At 65.5% G+C, this 15,588-nt stretch carries 18 protein-coding genes; 1 reads left to right on the top strand and 17 read right to left on the bottom strand.

The genetic code is table 11. The features are described from left to right. Positions 1-50 precede the first annotated feature (50 nt). On the top strand, positions 51-602 hold the full coding sequence (locus QZ613_RS19460; RefSeq protein ID WP_043562945.1) for a hypothetical protein: 552 nt from the start codon (positions 51-53) through the stop codon (positions 600-602). A gap of 200 nt (positions 603-802) precedes the next feature. Here the strand turns inward: QZ613_RS19460 and QZ613_RS19455 are convergent, their stop codons facing one another. From QZ613_RS19455 to QZ613_RS19375, 17 genes are all read right to left on the bottom strand, one after another. Further along, the gene (locus QZ613_RS19455; protein WP_291901763.1) at positions 803-1,621 is read right to left on the bottom strand and encodes a hypothetical protein; all 819 of its coding nucleotides are present in this window, start codon (positions 1,619-1,621) and stop codon (positions 803-805) included. Between the two features lie 312 nt (positions 1,622-1,933). Then, positions 1,934-2,707 carry a GAF domain-containing protein gene (locus tag QZ613_RS19450; protein ID WP_043562942.1) on the bottom strand — a complete coding sequence of 258 codons (774 nt, stop codon included), beginning with the start codon at positions 2,705-2,707 and terminating at the stop codon, positions 1,934-1,936. An 85-nt stretch (positions 2,708-2,792) separates the two neighbouring features. Further along, complete coding sequence (locus tag QZ613_RS19445) at positions 2,793-3,395, bottom strand: type II secretion system protein (protein WP_291867417.1); 603 nt, start codon at positions 3,393-3,395, stop codon at positions 2,793-2,795. A 2-nt stretch (positions 3,396-3,397) separates the two neighbouring features. After that, positions 3,398-3,796, bottom strand: a complete 399-nt coding sequence (locus QZ613_RS19440; RefSeq protein WP_043562941.1) for a prepilin-type N-terminal cleavage/methylation domain-containing protein — start codon at positions 3,794-3,796, stop codon at positions 3,398-3,400. Beyond that, positions 3,790-4,314: a type II secretion system protein gene (locus QZ613_RS19435; RefSeq protein WP_291983667.1), complete on the bottom strand. Its 525-nt coding sequence runs from the start codon at positions 4,312-4,314 to the stop codon at positions 3,790-3,792. The genes QZ613_RS19440 and QZ613_RS19435 overlap by 7 nt, the downstream gene beginning before the upstream one ends. Before the next feature lie 3 nt (positions 4,315-4,317). Beyond that, complete coding sequence (locus QZ613_RS19430; RefSeq protein ID WP_291867411.1) at positions 4,318-6,720, bottom strand: secretin N-terminal domain-containing protein; 2,403 nt, start codon at positions 6,718-6,720, stop codon at positions 4,318-4,320. Further along, a complete protein-coding gene (locus QZ613_RS19425; protein WP_291983665.1) occupies positions 6,717-7,244 on the bottom strand; it encodes a hypothetical protein in 528 nt (175 codons plus the stop codon). Before QZ613_RS19425 ends, QZ613_RS19430 begins: the two co-directional genes overlap by 4 nt. Continuing rightward, the gene (locus QZ613_RS19420) at positions 7,241-7,894 is read right to left on the bottom strand and encodes a hypothetical protein (RefSeq protein WP_291983663.1); all 654 of its coding nucleotides are present in this window, start codon (positions 7,892-7,894) and stop codon (positions 7,241-7,243) included. Before QZ613_RS19420 ends, QZ613_RS19425 begins: the two co-directional genes overlap by 4 nt. Next, positions 7,891-8,508: a hypothetical protein gene (locus QZ613_RS19415; RefSeq protein ID WP_291867400.1), complete on the bottom strand. Its 618-nt coding sequence runs from the start codon at positions 8,506-8,508 to the stop codon at positions 7,891-7,893. Before QZ613_RS19415 ends, QZ613_RS19420 begins: the two co-directional genes overlap by 4 nt. Beyond that, entirely contained in the window at positions 8,505-9,395 is an 891-nt protein-coding gene (locus QZ613_RS19410) for a hypothetical protein (RefSeq protein WP_291867397.1), read from the bottom strand. The genes QZ613_RS19415 and QZ613_RS19410 overlap by 4 nt, the downstream gene beginning before the upstream one ends. Then, the gene (locus QZ613_RS19405; RefSeq protein ID WP_291983660.1) at positions 9,376-11,085 is read right to left on the bottom strand and encodes a GspE/PulE family protein; all 1,710 of its coding nucleotides are present in this window, start codon (positions 11,083-11,085) and stop codon (positions 9,376-9,378) included. Before QZ613_RS19405 ends, QZ613_RS19410 begins: the two co-directional genes overlap by 20 nt. Then, positions 11,082-12,281 carry a type II secretion system F family protein gene (locus QZ613_RS19400; protein ID WP_291983658.1) on the bottom strand — a complete coding sequence of 400 codons (1,200 nt, stop codon included), beginning with the start codon at positions 12,279-12,281 and terminating at the stop codon, positions 11,082-11,084. The genes QZ613_RS19405 and QZ613_RS19400 overlap by 4 nt, the downstream gene beginning before the upstream one ends. 18 nt (positions 12,282-12,299) lie before the next feature. Continuing rightward, a complete protein-coding gene (gene gspG / locus QZ613_RS19395; protein WP_043563987.1) occupies positions 12,300-12,737 on the bottom strand; it encodes a type II secretion system major pseudopilin GspG in 438 nt (145 codons plus the stop codon). After that, positions 12,734-13,393: a lytic transglycosylase domain-containing protein gene (locus tag QZ613_RS19390; protein WP_291983656.1), complete on the bottom strand. Its 660-nt coding sequence runs from the start codon at positions 13,391-13,393 to the stop codon at positions 12,734-12,736. The genes gspG and QZ613_RS19390 overlap by 4 nt, the downstream gene beginning before the upstream one ends. A 196-nt stretch (positions 13,394-13,589) precedes the next feature. Then, a complete protein-coding gene (locus QZ613_RS19385; RefSeq protein WP_291983655.1) occupies positions 13,590-14,303 on the bottom strand; it encodes a hypothetical protein in 714 nt (237 codons plus the stop codon). 70 nt (positions 14,304-14,373) lie between these two features. Then, complete coding sequence (locus QZ613_RS19380; RefSeq protein WP_291983653.1) at positions 14,374-15,222, bottom strand: sulfurtransferase; 849 nt, start codon at positions 15,220-15,222, stop codon at positions 14,374-14,376. Beyond that, positions 15,219-15,584 (bottom strand): STAS/SEC14 domain-containing protein, encoded by a 366-nt coding sequence (locus tag QZ613_RS19375; RefSeq protein ID WP_043564163.1) that lies wholly within the window; start codon positions 15,582-15,584, stop codon positions 15,219-15,221. Before QZ613_RS19375 ends, QZ613_RS19380 begins: the two co-directional genes overlap by 4 nt. Between the last annotated feature and the right edge of the window lie 4 nt (positions 15,585-15,588).

Here is a 15,588-nt window from a genome sequence, read left to right as displayed (position 1 = left end):
CCCGATCGTCAGCGCGCGCCCGGCGAGGCATTCAGCAGAAGGAGAACGCAATGGTGAACAGCAAGAAACCACCAACGTGGAGCGACGTCAAAGCCACCCTGAAGGATTTCGACCGTGCCGACCTGCTGGGTCTGATCGAGGATCTGTACGCCGCCAGAAAGGACAATCAGACTTTCATGCACTCCCGTTTCGGGCTCGGGAGCGATGCCCTGAAACCGTACAAGACGATCATCGATCGCTGGCTGTGGCCGGACGTGTTCAGCAACCAGAGCTATTCGGTCGCCAACGCGCAGAAACCGCTTGCCGATTACCAGCGGGTGGTTGGCGACCCCGAGGGTCTGGCCGAACTGATGATCTTCTACTGCCGGCACGCCGTCGGTTTCAGCACCGAAGTTGGCGTTGCCGACCAGGAGTATTTCGACGCCCTGGTGCGCATGTTCGAGCAGGCGCTGACCACCGTCATGACCTTGCCGGAAGCCAAGCGCGAGCACTTCCTCGTCGAACTGGGCGAGATCAGGGCAACCGGGCGCAACCTGGGCTGGGGTGTTGGCAGTGGATTCAACGATGCCTGGGCACTGATCGGCCAGAAATTCGGCGAGTAGCAAGGCGTTCCGAACAAGGTCGTCGCCCTACCCGCCGGTCTCGCCTGCTGCTGCCGCGATGCCGTTGCCGTGGAGTGCCTTGCAGGTGTGACGTGTGCGTTTTCCGAGCACGGTGCCGACGCCAAGTCAGAGCGAGGCGCCCGTGCCGTTGAAGTCGCAGGGAAGGAAGTGCCCTCGATGGGCACTCACTCGCCAGCGACTCAGGTGAGCAACTTGCGACGCATCGCCAGCAAAGCCGGCAAGGCCAACAGCCAGGTCGCCGGTTCAGGAGTGCTGCCGCCACCGCCCGTGTTCTCCGCGACACTGCCGAAGTAGAGGTCGTCCGAATAGCCCACTTGATAGATGGACCCGGTGGCATTTGGATGAATAAGCCCGTCGATCTCGATGCGCGTTATCGGGTTCAAGGCATCGGTGAGGAAGCCGACAAATTCTTCGCCAGTGGTGCTCTGGTGCTCCGCAAGCAGCGTCGTTCCGCTAAAGAACCGGGTCAGAGCAAAGGTATTCATCGTTCTGGTGAGTCCGGCCCTGAGTTGTCCCGTGGCAAAGACGATCTCATAGACCGACTGACCGTCAGTGATGCCTCCGGCTCTGACGCCACCGATCAGATGGTCGGTTTCTGAGCTGCCACAAGAACTGGAAAACGGGTTCGCAGGGCTGCATATCACGTTGACCTCAAGGTCGACCGGGGGACGGAAGGAACCAAACCCGAAGCCGTCCGCCGTCGTGCGGAAAGTGACGCCCGGTACTTGAGTGGTCAGGTTGGTTTGCCCGGGAAACCCGTCGAAGCTTTCGTAGGTATCGCCTAGCGTGGCAACAAAGCCGTCAAACTGGGTGCGGGCCGACGTACCAAAAACAAGGCCCGCACTTGCTGGAACGCTGACTGAGAACAGCGTCGGAACCAAGGCGGCCATCACCATCGTTCTGCACTTAACCATCTTCATCTCCTCCATGATTGTAAGCACACGCTCGCCAGTCAAAACAAAACAGACCTGTAGCGTGCCCTTAGCAACAAGCAGCATTTATGCCACTTCGGGAAGATGGTTAAATAACTTCCTTCTATTCAATGGATTGAAGGCATCGGAAGCTCGACCCTCCCAAATAACAACATTACAGTGTAAAGAATTCCGACACGCGTCGAGCATCTGCGTTGGGATCTGCGTTGCGTTGATCAGCATTCATCACCGGCCAAGCGCACATGGCCCTGGCGCAGGAAAACGGCGGCAAACCAGGAGGATGAGAACCGGCAAGCGTACGCAAACGCTATGGGAACGCGTTGCTCCCCGGGAATTCGGAAACCACCCTGCTACCGCGGCGACCCGTCCCTGCTCGGCCTATCCGGGCGTGTTCTGCTCGATCCGCTTGCTATGCCGGCTGAGGCTGCCACTCAGTTGGCCAACGATCTCCGAAGCGGCATTGATGATCTGGCTCGAGCCGAAACCGGCGCGCGTCATCTCCTTGTAGAAAGACTTGGCAAGGATTCTGGCCACCTGGTCAGGATTGGCCACGGCACACTCCAGTGCACTGCCAATGTCCTTCTCGGCGAACTGCATCAGTGCCATCTGGGTGAAGCGCGACTTCAGGATGTTCTGCAGCTGCACCACCTGGATCGCCTTGCCGACGAACAGCGCAACGACGTCGAGCAGACTCAGGTCGTCCCTGGTAAAGCTGCGCCCTTGCAGGTGCCCGCTGATATTGATCACGCCGATGGTCTTGCCATCGATGGCGATCGGCGACGAAAGCAGACTCTTGCGCGGGTCACTGGCCCGCCGTGCCCACTGCGCAAACTCGGAGCGCTCGATGTCCTCGATCAGCAAGGGCTTGCCAGTGGCGACCACCCGCCCGGCAATTCCCTCGCCGGTGCGCGTGGTCTCCTTGTAGGCCGCGGCTGGCAGCGGACCGCAGCTGCCGCAGACGCGCAGGCACAGGTCGTTCATCTCGCCCGCCTCGTCTTCGGTCTCGGTGAGCAGCATCAGCGAGCAGTTCTCGGAGTTGAGCACGCGCGCGGCAATTGCTGCGAGTTGCTGCATGTTGTCGTCGAAGCTGCCTGCGTCCAGAAAACTGGCGAGATCCTGCAGCTTGATCAGCGAATTCTCTCTGTCACTCATGATGTTCCCCTGCGAATGCTGCCCATGCCGCAAGAATGCAACGGTAATCCGATTATAGGCGCGCGAACGCTGCGGCGATCAAGCTTTACGGTGCGGCCGTTCCGCCCGGCGGGGCGAACGTCGCGGCCGCTGCCGGCACCGGCGATGGCGGCGTCAAGGCCGGGGCGGGGGTCAGCGGCCGGCCTCCCAGTGGCGGAATCGCGCCGCTGCCTCGGCCCGCCAGGCGGACGACAAACACCCATTGCGTATAGCGCGTCGCCTCCTCGAAAGCCTCGTTTTCCAGATCGAAATCGGCGACCTTGATCGGTTTCGCGTTCGAAAGGCTATGCACGCCCATGATTCCGCCACCCGGCGCGGCGACCAGACCCCACTCGTTGCTGCCGCTGATCGGGTCCGGATAGAGCCGTCGCAGGTGCCGGCGAACGCCCGGATAGCGCGGGTCCCTGAGCAGGTCGGCGAGCGCACCCGGGTAGCGGCGGTCGCCGGCCGGGCTGCTGTTCAGGTAGCTGGCAATCGCCCGCCGATACGCGTCACCCACTTCGAGAAGCCTCTCCTCGGCCTCCCGCCTTTGCACGATGCCACCCAGGGTCAGCGTGGCGCTGGTCGCCAGCGCCAGTATGGCTACCAGGATCAGCAGCCCGAGGTAAGTGAAGCCGGCTTCGCGGTGGCCTCGGCAAGCGCGCGCCATCGCTACAGTTCGGCGAACGGCTGGCCGTCGCGGGTGGCGCCGGCGGCCCCGCTCTTAAGATCATAGACCCGGCCCTCGACGCCGACCGAATCGGGCGCGATCAGCAACCAGGTGCGAGTACTGCCGGTGATCGGATCGTGGGGCAGCGAGCGCAGGTATTTCTCGCTGACCAGCTCGTCGAGGCTGTCCGGGTAGCGTCCCTTGTCAGCGTAGAACTTGTCGATCGTCTCGCGCACCAGATGCAGGTTTTCGCGCAGCACCGCCTCCTTCGAGACATCGATGCTGTTGAAGTACCTCGGCACGGCCAGAGTGAGCAGCAGAGCGATGATCGACAACACGACGAGCAACTCGATCAGCGTGAAACCCCGCCCGCGCAGCCGCTGCCGATGACGATTCACCATTGCCGGTAGGGCACGCCGTTCAAGCCGACGCCGCCGGATTTCGAGTACACGTCGTACACGTCGTCGCCCTCGCGCGGGTTATCGGCGTCGCTGGCGTAAGCGCGTTTTCCCCAGGTGTCGGCCGGCGGCAGGCGGGTGTCCGCATGCAGCGGATCGCGGGGAATCCGCCGCAGGAAATAGATTTTTCGCCCCTTGGGGTCGCGCAGATCGACCTCTCCCTCGAGCAGAATCTGCAGATTCGCCGGATAGCCACTGTTGCTCGTCACCGTCCGGATACGTCCTTCGTCACCGGCCCGCTTGTAGTGGTCGATGGCCGCACGCAGTTCGCGCAGCGCGAGTCTCAGCTCCTGTTCCTTGCCGCGCTGGATGGTGGTCTGCGCGACCGGCACGACGACCCCGGCGAGGACGGCGACGATGGCCAGGGTGATGAGCAGCTCGATCAGCGAAAAGCCGGCCGCGCGCGCGCCCGTCGGCAGCGAAAAACGCGTCGGCAGCGGCCTGACAAGCGCCTTCTTCATCGCTCACTGCACGACGATCACGCGGTGCGCCGGCGGCAGCCTGGCGCTGATCGCCGATCCGCGCGAACCGACCGGAGCGACGGTAATCAGCTCGACGCGTGAATCGCCGGGCGCCAGCGCGCGGAAGTTGAGCGTGGCGACGACATCCTGTGCGGTCGCACCGCCGTCACCGGAACGGGTGCCGGTGATCAGGACCTGACCGGCAGGGTCGACGCGATAGGTGAAGCTGGTCTCGCCGCCATTCTGCCTGAGGAAGCCCCCCTCGCTGACGTCGGCGACCTGCACCACGCGCGGATCGAAAGCGATCGCCAGCGGCAGGCTGACCACCGGTTGGTCCGCCTGCATGATCAGCTGCAGCGCGAAGCTGTCGCCGGCGGTGAGCTGCGTCGGACCCTGCCAGAGCAGCTGCGCCGCGCCGCCGGACTGGACGGCCGGCTGGGCGGCCGCCGGGGCGCCCTGTGCAATGGCCGCCGGCGCTGACTGAGCGCCGTTGCCGGCGGCCGTTTGCGCGAAGGGATTTGCCGGCGCTCCACCGCGCGCACCGGCCGCGCCGGCAGGCTGACCCGGCAATCCCGGCGGCAATGCGCTGCGCGCCGCCGCGTCCGCGGGGGCGGCGAGCGCCGCTCCCTGGGCAACCGGCCGGCCACGGAAGCTGGTTTCGGTGCCCCCGTCGAACTCGGCGAGATGGTTCGCCGCCCGCTGGATGTTGCGCAGCACCCGGGGCGTGATCGAGAGCACGATCTCCGTCTTGATTCCCTCGTCGTGATGCCCCCCGAACAGGCGACCGAGCACCGGAATGTCACCGAGAAAGGGCAGCTTGCTCGCCGTCCGGCGGTCCTCGTCGCTGATCAGTCCGGCGAGCAACTGGTTCTCGCCGTCCTTGAGACGCAGGACGCTGGTCGCCGTGCGCGTGCCGATCCGATAAGCGACGGTACCCGACTTGGTCTCCACCCGATCGACGATATTGCTCACCTCGAGGGTCACCTTGATGGCCACTTCGTTGTCGAGGTAGATCGTCGGTTCGATGTCCAGCTTGAGGCCGACATCGATGTAGGTGATCGACTCGGAGACAAAGCCGGTCGACGTGGCCGTCGAAGTGATGTTGGGCACCCGTTCGCCAATCAGGATCTTGGCTTTCTCGCGGTTGCGCGCGCGAATGCGCGGATTGGCCAGCAGATTGACGTCGGCGTCGGTCTGGTTGGCGCGGATCACGACCGGAGCGACGGCGGCCCCGATGGACGACGAGTTGAGATTGCGCAGGTCGTTCAAGGTCAGCGTTCCGCCGCTCGTCGACGGAAGCGGAGTCAGTGCCAGCGCGTTCGGCCAGTTGACGCCCAGGTCGCGAAGTCGCGAACGCTTGACCTCGAGGATCTCCACTTCGAGCATCACTTCGGGCTCCGGCACATCCTGCAGGGCAACCAGCTTCTCGGCGACGCGGATCGCTTCCGGGCTGTCGCGAATCATGAGCAGATTCAGCTTCTCGTCAACCACCACATCCTTGCTCTTGAGGATTGTCTTCAGCGTGGTGGCGACGGTCTTGGCGTCGGAATTGGCCAGGTAGAAGGTCTTCACCGTCAGCGCCTGGTAGTCACGCTGTTTCACCGCCGTGTTCGGGTAGATCAGGATCGAGTTGCCATCGAGGACACGCTGTTCGAGCTGGTTGGTCAGCAGCACCAGGTTGATCGCCGCCTCGATGCTGCTGTTGCGCAGGAAAATGGTGACTTTCTGATCGGCGCGCAAATCCTTGTCGAAAACGAAGTTCAGCCCGGAGGTGCGCGAAATCACTTCGAAAACGGTTTTCAGCGGTGTATCCCGGAACTCGATGGTGATCGGTTTGCGGTAGGCCGTTTCCAGCACCGACTCCTTGGCGACACGGGCACTGCTCTCGTCAATGACGCGCAGCAGTTCCAGCGCGCGTTCGTGGCGGGGGTTGGTGGCGAGGATCTTGCGCAGGCTCGCGCGCGCCGCGGCGGCGTCGCTCCTGCTCCACGCGGCCAGCGCTTCGCTGTACAGGATGTCGTGGCGACCTGCCGCGTCCACCAGCTGCAGACCGACCAACGCCCGCTCGTTACCCGGCTGCAACGCCAGCGCGCGTCGAAAAGCAGCCCTGGCGGCGTCGTAGCGCGCTTCCGCCAGGGCCCGTTCGCCGTTGTCGAGGCTGGCATTGACGTAGCGTTCCTGCGCCCGCGCATAGGCAATGCGATACTCGGCGGAGCTTGGTTCGAGGGCGATCGCGTCCTGAATCCTGGCCAGCCCGGCATCGACCTGTTCGGCCGCAAGCAGCTCCTGGCCTTCGGTGAACGCCGTCTGCGCGGCACAGCCTGCCAGCAGCAGCGCCGCAGCCACGCCCAGGCAGCCCCTCCACCTGCCTGCCGGTCTGCGCTGCTCCGACTTCTCCTTGCTCACGATGGCGATCCTCCGATGGAAATGGTCTGCGACTGCTTCAGCGGCAGGTAGATCAGGGTCAGCGTGGACGGGGTAATCGCCTTGACCCGGTAGTTCCTTTCGAGCGTCATCCCCTCGCGAACGATGAACACTTCCTCGCCGCGTCCGAGGTAGGCCTCCCACTGCCCGGCTTCGAATTTGTTGCCAAGGTACACGAAGGGCGGCGGCGGTGCCATTGGCGCGCGTGCTTTTTCAGACGTCGCCGGCGTGGGCGGTGGCGGCGGCCTCCAGCTCAGCGAGGGGAACAGATCGCGACTTTCGTGCGCCTCACCGACGCCGGGAATCAGTTGCTCGCGCGCAATCAGCGCCGCGATTTCGAGTTTTCCAGCGGCCTTTGCCGTACGCTCGGTCGCGGGCGCTCGTCGCGGCGAGGTCGGCGCGACGACCTCCACTGGCGACCTGTCCGGCGGCGTCTTGTCGCCGAACAGCGCCAGCCAGGCAGCGACCGGCAGCAGGGCGAGGAGCAGCAGGCGACGCGCGTTCATCGCCCCACCTCATTCACCTCATTCACCACATCCGCCACATCCGCCGCATCCACACTCGCCGCTCCGAGGCGCTCGGGCGGCGTGGGCCGATGATGCCAGATGGTCAGGCGAACCTTCGCTTCGATCTCGTTGCGGCCGATTTCGTCGCGCTTGAATCCCAGTTCATTGACCGCGACGAAGGCCTGCGTCGCCAGTATTTCCTCGATCCAGCGGCGCACATCCGCGTAGCGCCCGCTCACCGGGACGGTCATCTGCAGGGTATCGACCTGCGCCTGCCGGTCGCGGCCACGCTGGTACTCGGCGCGCGTGCTCAGCAGCTGATGCCTGACCGCCGAATCGAGCACCGCCTGAATCGTCGCGAGGACCTGGCTCTCTTCGGCGAGCACCTCCCGGAAAGCCTGGTAGTGGCGTTCCGACGCCGATTCCGGCGCTTCCACGGGTGGCGCGCCGCCGGGCACGCGCGCCTGCAAGGCACGCAGACTGTCCTGCTTCTCCACCAGTTCGGCGTGCAGGGCGGGAACAAGCATTCCGGACACGAGCAGCAGCAAGCAGGCGGTCAGCGCCAGAAGCAGCCACCACGGCCCGTGCCGGTGCAAGGCGATCTCGGCACTCAGCCGCAGGCGGTCGACGAGCAGAGAAATCCTGTTCACTGGCGCTCCCGGGCATGCTCGCCTGGCGCGGCCCGGTTTGCGGCGCCGTTGTCGGCCGCGCTGTCGCCGGACGTCTCGTCGAACAGGGCCTCGAAGCTGAAGCGCAAGGGCCGATGCGGGTCCCTGTCGTTGATTTCCTGTTTACTGACCACCGCCCTGACAAAGGGGGCGGCCGATCCCAGCGCGGCAAGATAGTCGAGCATCCCCTGGTGATCCCTGGCCTCGGCGACTCCCTTCACCAGGCGCCGCCGGTTGTCCGGCTCGATCTGCAGCAGTGCGACCTTGGCCGTGGCGACGCTCTCGAAAGCGTCGAGCAGCGCCGGCCAGGGCGTATTCAGTTGGCCGATGGCGCCGTTGATGGCCAGCACCTGCGCCTCGGACAGGAGCAGCGGCGGTCGTGGCGGCGGCGTCCGTGCGGCGACCTCGTGCCGGGCCAGGGCAATGGCCTGCGTCGTTTCAGCAATCTGCCGTTCGAGGTGCAGCACTTGCCAGCTCAACGCGACAGCCGCGACGCCAGCCACTGCGCCGAGGGCGACGAGAATCGCCCGTCCGCGCGCCGCCACCGGCTGGCGCCACAACGGGCGAACGACGAAATCGACGTGCAGGGGCTTCATGGCCGACGACCCGCAAGCGCCAGCTGCGCCGCTGCCGAGCCCGTTGCGGCCGGCGAAACTACGCCCGACAAAGGCATCGTCCGCGATTCCAGGCCGGCAATCGTGGTCGGCTCCGGCAGCCAGTCGGCAGCGCCCGCCCACAGCAGCGACTGTCCTCTGGCGCTCTCGCCCGAACCCGGGCTGCGCAGGCGTTCCTGCTCGACCAGGGTTTCCAGCGTGGCAAGATCCGGCGCGCAGGGCAGGCGCAGGCTGCGTGTCGCCACGACCCGGTCGTGACAGGTATTGAGCAAGGTCAGCGTCAGCCCGAAACCGACCAGCAGCCAGCCGTCGGCCGGGATCGCCGTGCACAGCCGATTGCCAACGCGGATGAGGGCCGGAGCCAGCGAAGCGAGCCGCCACGAATGCGCCTGCGCCAACTCGTCGAGCGCCTGATGGAGCGGCCGTGGCAGCGCACAGACGATGAATGGCGATGTCGCATGCCAGTCACCAACCAGCAGGCAATCGTCGGCCGACTCGCCGTAGAGTGCCGCAAAGCGGGCCGCCGCCGTGGCGCGCAATTCGCGCAGCCCCTGCGCCCCGCGTGGCGGGGTGACGACGAAACTCCGGGCCAGGCTGTCGTCAAGGGTCACGACCAGCAGGCGAGCAGGCGAGCGAGCGGGCGAGCGAGCGTCCGCCACGCTGGCGAAGGCCTCGGGCCGGGCGGTCTTCAGCGTTTGCAGCGCCGCACACAAGGCGGCACTGACGTCGGCGAGCGCCGCCGACGCCGGAGCGACGGACTGCGCGACGAGCTGCTGCGCCGTCGCCGTGCCCGCTTCCGGATCGGCCAGCAGGACGACTTCGCCGGCGCTGCAGCCGAGCAACAGGCGCCTAGCCTGAAAGCGTGACACGGTGCAGTTCCTCGAGAGTGGTCTCGCCGCTGGCGACCAGACGCAAGGCGGCTTCGGTCAGGCTGCGCGTGCCGTTGCGGTAGGCGACTTCCTTGAGTTGCCGGATCGGCCGTTTTTCGATGATCAGCTCGCGCAACTCGTCGTTCAGATTCAGGACCTCGGCAATCGCCTTGCGCCCACGATAGCCGGTACCCCGGCAATCGCCGCAACCGCCACCGCGGCGGAAGTCGAAACCGGCCAGCGCATCGGCGGCAATGAGGTAACGTTCGAGCGCCGCGTCGCCGGGCGTATAGGACTCGCTGCAGCGGGCGCAGTTCACGCGCAACAGCCGCTGCGCCCAGATACCGTTCAGCGCCGAGGCAAAGGCGTAGGGGTCGATGCCCATGTGCGTGAAGCGGCCGAAAACGTCGAAAACGTTGTTGGCATGCACGGTGGTGAGCACCAGGTGCCCGGTCAGCGCCGACTGCACCGCGATCTCGGCCGTCTCGCGATCGCGGATTTCGCCGACCATGATCTTGTCCGGATCGTGCCGCAGGATCGAGCGCAGGCCGCGCGCAAAGGTCAGGCCCTTCTTGTCATTGACGGGGATTTGCAGGACGCCGGGCAACTGGTACTCGACCGGGTCCTCGATGGTGATGATCTTGTCGCGACCGCTGTTGATCTCGGAAATCGCGCCGTACAGGGTCGTCGTCTTGCCCGAGCCGGTCGGACCGGTGACCAGCAGCATCCCGTAGGGCTCTTCGACGAGGCGCCGCAGGGCTTTCAGCGAATGCGCGTCGAAGCCGAGCAGGTCCAGCGTCAGCGAACCATGCGCCTCGATGACGCCGCGCTTGTCGAGGATGCGGACGACCGCGTCCTCGCCGTGAATGCTGGGCATGATCGACACCCGCAGGTCGATGTCGCGGCCGGCGACCTGCACCCGGAAGCTGCCGTCCTGCGGCGTCCGCCGCTCGCCGATGTCAAGCTCGGCGAGCACTTTCAGACGTGACACCACCTGCTCGGCGAGGAGCACGCCGCTGATCTGCGCGACCGTGTCGAGCACCCCGTCGAGACGGTACTTGATGGTGATGCCGGTCGGCGTGCTCTCCAGATGGACGTCGCTGGCCGCCGCCCGCACGGCGTCATAGACGGTCGAATTGACCAGCTTTACCGCCGGGCTCGACGCTTCGCTGAGTGACGCGAAACTGAGGACCTCGGCACCCCGATGCTTCTCGGTAACGCCAGCGCCGTCGTGCACCAGCGATTGCACGGCATGCACCGACTCCTCGTGCTTCGACAGATAGGCCTGGATGTCCGCCGCCAGCGCCAGACGGTAATGCACCGCCGTGCCGACCAGGCTGCTCAGCCAGACCATGCAGTCGCTATCGAAAGGGTCGGCGATGACGGCGATGATCGGGCATTCAGCCGCGTCGTCGCCAGCCACCGCGCGCAGCAGCAGGCAGCCACGCTGCTGCGCCCTGACCAGCGGCAGCAGGTCGAAGGCCGCGCCACAGGCGAGCATCCCGGTGGTATCGATGACCTGCAGGCGAAAACGCCGCGCCAGGACGTCGACCAGCTGGCGCGGTTCGCCGGCGGTCAGCGCCTCGAGTTCGCCGAGCAGCGAGCGCCCGGACAGCCGCGCCAGGTTCCTGGCCTTCTGCAGCAGGGTATCGTCAAAGCCCTGGTTGGCGGCAGCGCCGGGAGCGTTCATTGCAGGGCACCCGCAAGGTCGAAAATGGGCAGGTACAGGAGCACCACGATCAGCCCGACGAGAAGCCCGATGGCGGTCATCAGCAGCGGCTCGAAGACCTTCGCGAAGCGCTCGATCCAGCGCGCACTCTCGCCTTCATAGAACAGCGCCGAGCGGGTGAGCATGGCGCCCATCTGCCCCGATCTTTCGCCGACGCGCAGCAGGCGCAGGGCGACCGGCGTCGCCAGGCCACAGCGCTCGAAGGCTTCCGACAGGGAACCACCGTCGGAAATGGTGCGCCGCGCGGAGCGCAGCGCCTCGCGGGTGGTCGGTGAAACGGTGTCGCCGACGATGTCGAGCGCGGCAAGGATCGGAATGCCCCCTTCGAGGAGCATGCCGGTGGTCAGGTACAGGCGCGACAACTCGATCAGCCGGATGCGCTCGCCGATACCCGGCAGGCGGGTCAGGAAAACGATCCAGCGCCCGCTGCGAATGAAGTGCCGCAACCAGAAAACGGCGACCAGCGCCACGACCAGCAGTCCCCCGAAGACGACGTCGCTATGCTCGCTGACCAATTCTCCCCAGTCGAGCAGGAGCTGTGACAGCCAGGGGAGCGAACGGCCGCTGCCCTGGTACACGCCGGCGAAGCGCGGCACGACGTAGGCCATCAGAAAAACGGTCACCGCACCGCCGACAGCGAGCAGGATGGCCGGGTAGATGGCGGCGCTGAGCACCTTGCTGCGCACGGCGTCGAGCCGCGTCTGGTAGTCGATATAGCGCGCCAGGGCGTGCGGCAGGTCGCCGGTCCCCTCGGCAGCCCTGACGATGCCGACGTAGAGCGGCGGGAAGACCTCGGGTTGGCGGGCCAGCGCGGCCGAGAAGCGCAGGCCTTCGCGCAGGTGGGCGGTGAGCCGTTCGAGCACCGCGCGAGCGGTCGGTGAGCCTTCCTTCTCGAGCAGGGCCTCGAAGGTTTCGACCAGACTCAGGCCGGCTTCGAGCAGGGCCAGCAACTCGGCGCTGAAGAGGAGCAGGGAAAAAGTCCGCCGGCCACGTCCGGGCAGGCGCCCCGAGTCACCGGCACCGCCGGCAGGCTTGATCGACAACGGCTGCAGCCGCCGTTGCTGGAGCAGCCTGCCGACCTCCCCGGCATCCGCGGCGTCGACGCTGTGCGTCTCGATCAGGTTATCGGCAGATAGGGCACGAACCTCAAAGCGCATCCTCGCTCCGCCGGATTGTCATTGATAGGTGACGTCGGCGGCGTCGCCGGTCCCCCCGGGCTGGCCGTCCTTGCCATACGAGGTGATCTCGAAGTCGCCGCTGACGCCTGGCGAGCGATAGAGGTAGGGGTGGCCCCAGGGGTCGTCCGGCACCGCCTTCTGCAGGTAGGGGCCGTTCCAGCGCGCCGCACCTGCCGGTTTGCTGAGCAAGGCGTTGAGCCCTTCTTCCGTCGTCGGATAGCGGCCGACTTCCAGGCGATAGGTGTCGAGCGCGCGCGCGAAGGCCTCGACCTGCGCCTTGGCCACTCCCTGTTCGGAGCGCCCGAGCTGCGAGAAGTACTTCGGTCCAACGTAGGCCGCGAGCAGGCCGATGATGGTCACCACCACGAGCAGTTCGAGCAGGGTGAAGCCGGCCGCGCTGCGCGCCTGGAAAGTACGCTGCCGGGTCCCGCTCACAGCCCTCCCCCCCTTGCCGCCGCCGCCAGCACCGCCGGCACGTAGAGCATGGTTTCGCGATAGGGCGGAATGCGCGCGCCGTTCCTGGCCACCGCTCCCTGGCCGGCGTTGTAGGCCGCCAGCGCCAGGGCAACGTTGCCACCGTGCAGGCGGAGCAGGTCCTTCAGGTGGCGCACGCCGGCGTCGATGTTCTGCGCCGGATCGGCGGCGTTGGTCACCCCGTAGCGTGCCGCGGTCGCCGGCATCAGCTGCATCGCACCGGTCGCCCCTTGCGGCGAAACGGCAGCGGCGTCGAAGCCGGATTCGACGGCGACCACCGCCGCGACCAGCTGCGGCTCGACCTGGTGCAGGCGAGCGAAATGCTCGATCAACGGCGTCAAGTTCTGCCGCCCCTGTTGCCGGCTGGCAATTGTCGTTTTTCGTGGCCCGGTGCTGCGCTGCTTGCGCACTGTCTCGCCGCGAATGAACAGGCGGTAACTGGCGTCGAGACGCTGGCTGGCATAACGAGGACTCCCGTCATCGGCGTAGGAAACGAAGACGCTGCCGACGGTCGCGGCAGTCGCCGAGGCCAGCGGCAGACAGCAGGCACACGCTGCCAGAGCCATGAGCAGCCGTACAGGGATGATCGGGCACTGCTTGCGGGTCCCCTCTACCACCGTTCTTTCCCCTCGGAACAACACTTCACTGCCTGAGCAGGCCGGAACTGGCCGCCGACGATGGCGCGCTCGCCAACCGCGCCTTCCCAAACGGCGCCCGATACCTGCATCGTTCGAACCTGCGGATACGACCGGGGCGAGGTGCGCTGACCGCTGTTGGTCAGCGGTTCCTGTGCACCTCGCTGGCCGGAGTCGCTTAGCGGCAGATGGTGCCGCTGACGTCAGCACCTACAGTCTCGTAGCCCCTGATCTCCATGGACACGCTCGCCTTGGAGAATTTCTTGGTACCACCAACGCCAATCAGTTGCTCAACCGCGTACCCGTCCCCGCGCAAAACAGCCGTATCACGCAGAAATATCTGGCCCAGTTCTTTGTCTTTTCTGGCTTCTCGGTCCGCAGTAATCGTCACCACCGTTGCCGCTGTGAATTGGGGGAATCGGGGGAATGTAGGGTCAGGTGGGACGCGACCTGGTCCACATACCGCCTCCTCTTGACCTGGCTGAACATTAAGACGACAGAAGCTATCCGCCGTCACAGCTGATAGGGACGTGCCCGTAACTTCATGGTCTCCCAACGTGCCCGAAATCACCGCGGAAAAACAGATCGCCGGCGCCCCCGATGGACCGAAATCCGCGTCCTCAAAAATGCGCTCTTTTCGCATTATCGTGGTGAAGGCCGTGCAATTAGTCGGCCCTGGATCCAGCTTGAGCGTACCTTGAAAAGGTTCACATCGAGAACCCGCCGTCGCGACACCGACACCACCGCACAGCAACAAACCCCCCGCTACCAGAGCTGCAACCTTTTTCATGTCTTTTCTTCCCCCGTGATGTTGAGAAACAGGAAACGCCAGTATAGATCGCCTCGCCGGCGAATGAAACTCACAAAAAAACAACATCTTGGACAAACGCATTAATTCAATCGCAAGGGATCGGCAGGGAGGAGGCGAGAGTCCGCCGCCGACCTGGTCGCCGTTCGCTGCCTCAGGGAACCTGGCTGGCGACCGGCCGCGCCGGGTCACTGCACCATTCGCTCCACGAACCGGCGTAGAGACGCGCGTCGTGCAGGCCGGCGATTTCCATGGCCAGGAGGTTGTGGCAGGCGGTGACGCCCGAGCCGCAGGTCATCACCGCCTGTTTCGGATCGGTCCCGGCAAGCAGCGCCAGCAGTTCGCGGCGCAGTTCCGCGGCCGGACGAAAACAGCCGTCGCTATCGAGGTTGTCGCGGAAAAAGCGGTTGCGCGCGCCGGGAATATGGCCGCCGACCGGGTCGAGCGTTTCGTTCTCGCCGCGGAAGCGATCCGGGCTGCGCGCGTCGATCAGGCAGAACTGGCCTTCGCGCACGTCGGCGAGCACCTCCTGGGTCGTCGCCACCCAGTCACGCGGCGCGCCCTCGAAGAGCACCGCCGCAACAGCGGGCGATTCGGTCGACAGCGGCCTGCCCTCTGCCACCCAGCGCTCGATGCCGCCATCGAGAACAGCGACGCGATCGTGACCAAGCCAGCGCAACAACCACCACAAGCGACTGGCGATCATGCCGCCAGCGTCATCGTAGGCCACCACCTGGGTGTCCCGCGAAACGCCGGCGGCGCCCAGCCTGGCGGCAAGAAGCTGCGGGTCGGGCAAGGGATGACGACCGTTGCTGCCGTTCATCGGCCCGGACAGGTCGCGATCCAGATGCAGGAAGCTCGCCCCGGGCAAATGCCCGCTGGCGTAGGCGCGGGCGCCGGCGTCGGGATCGCTCAGCTGATGGCGACAATCGAATAGGCGCCAGCCGGGATCATCGAGATGATGCGCCAGGAGAGCGGGACTGACCACCGTCGAGTAGCTCACGCCAGGCCCTCGCCTTCCCCTTCGGCCAGCCACGCGCGCGCTTCGACTTCCTCGTCGAAGACGCGCATCTCGGCTTCGACGAAAATCTGCGACAGCCAGGCACTCCACGCCACCCACTGACTTTCGGTGAGCACGGCGATGCGGCTGAAATCCTTGGCGTGGGCTCGCGAGAAGACGATGTCTTCCCAGGCCACGTCGAGGGTGAAATCGGCCATCTCGCGCAAGTCGAAAAACAGGTCGACCTGCCCCTCGAACTGAATCACGTAGTTGACGGCGTTTTCGAACTCCTGATAATCGGCGAGCGTGAATTCCGCATAAACCGTGACCTCGACCCGCCGCGGTCGGTTTTCGATGACTATCATGGCA

Source organism: Candidatus Accumulibacter sp. ACC005 (assembly GCF_907163215.1).
Taxonomy (GTDB): Bacteria; Pseudomonadota; Gammaproteobacteria; order Burkholderiales; family Rhodocyclaceae; genus Accumulibacter; species Accumulibacter regalis.
The sequence above is the reverse complement of the archived record's forward strand: the minus strand, read 5'-3'. Positions and strand labels throughout refer to the sequence as shown.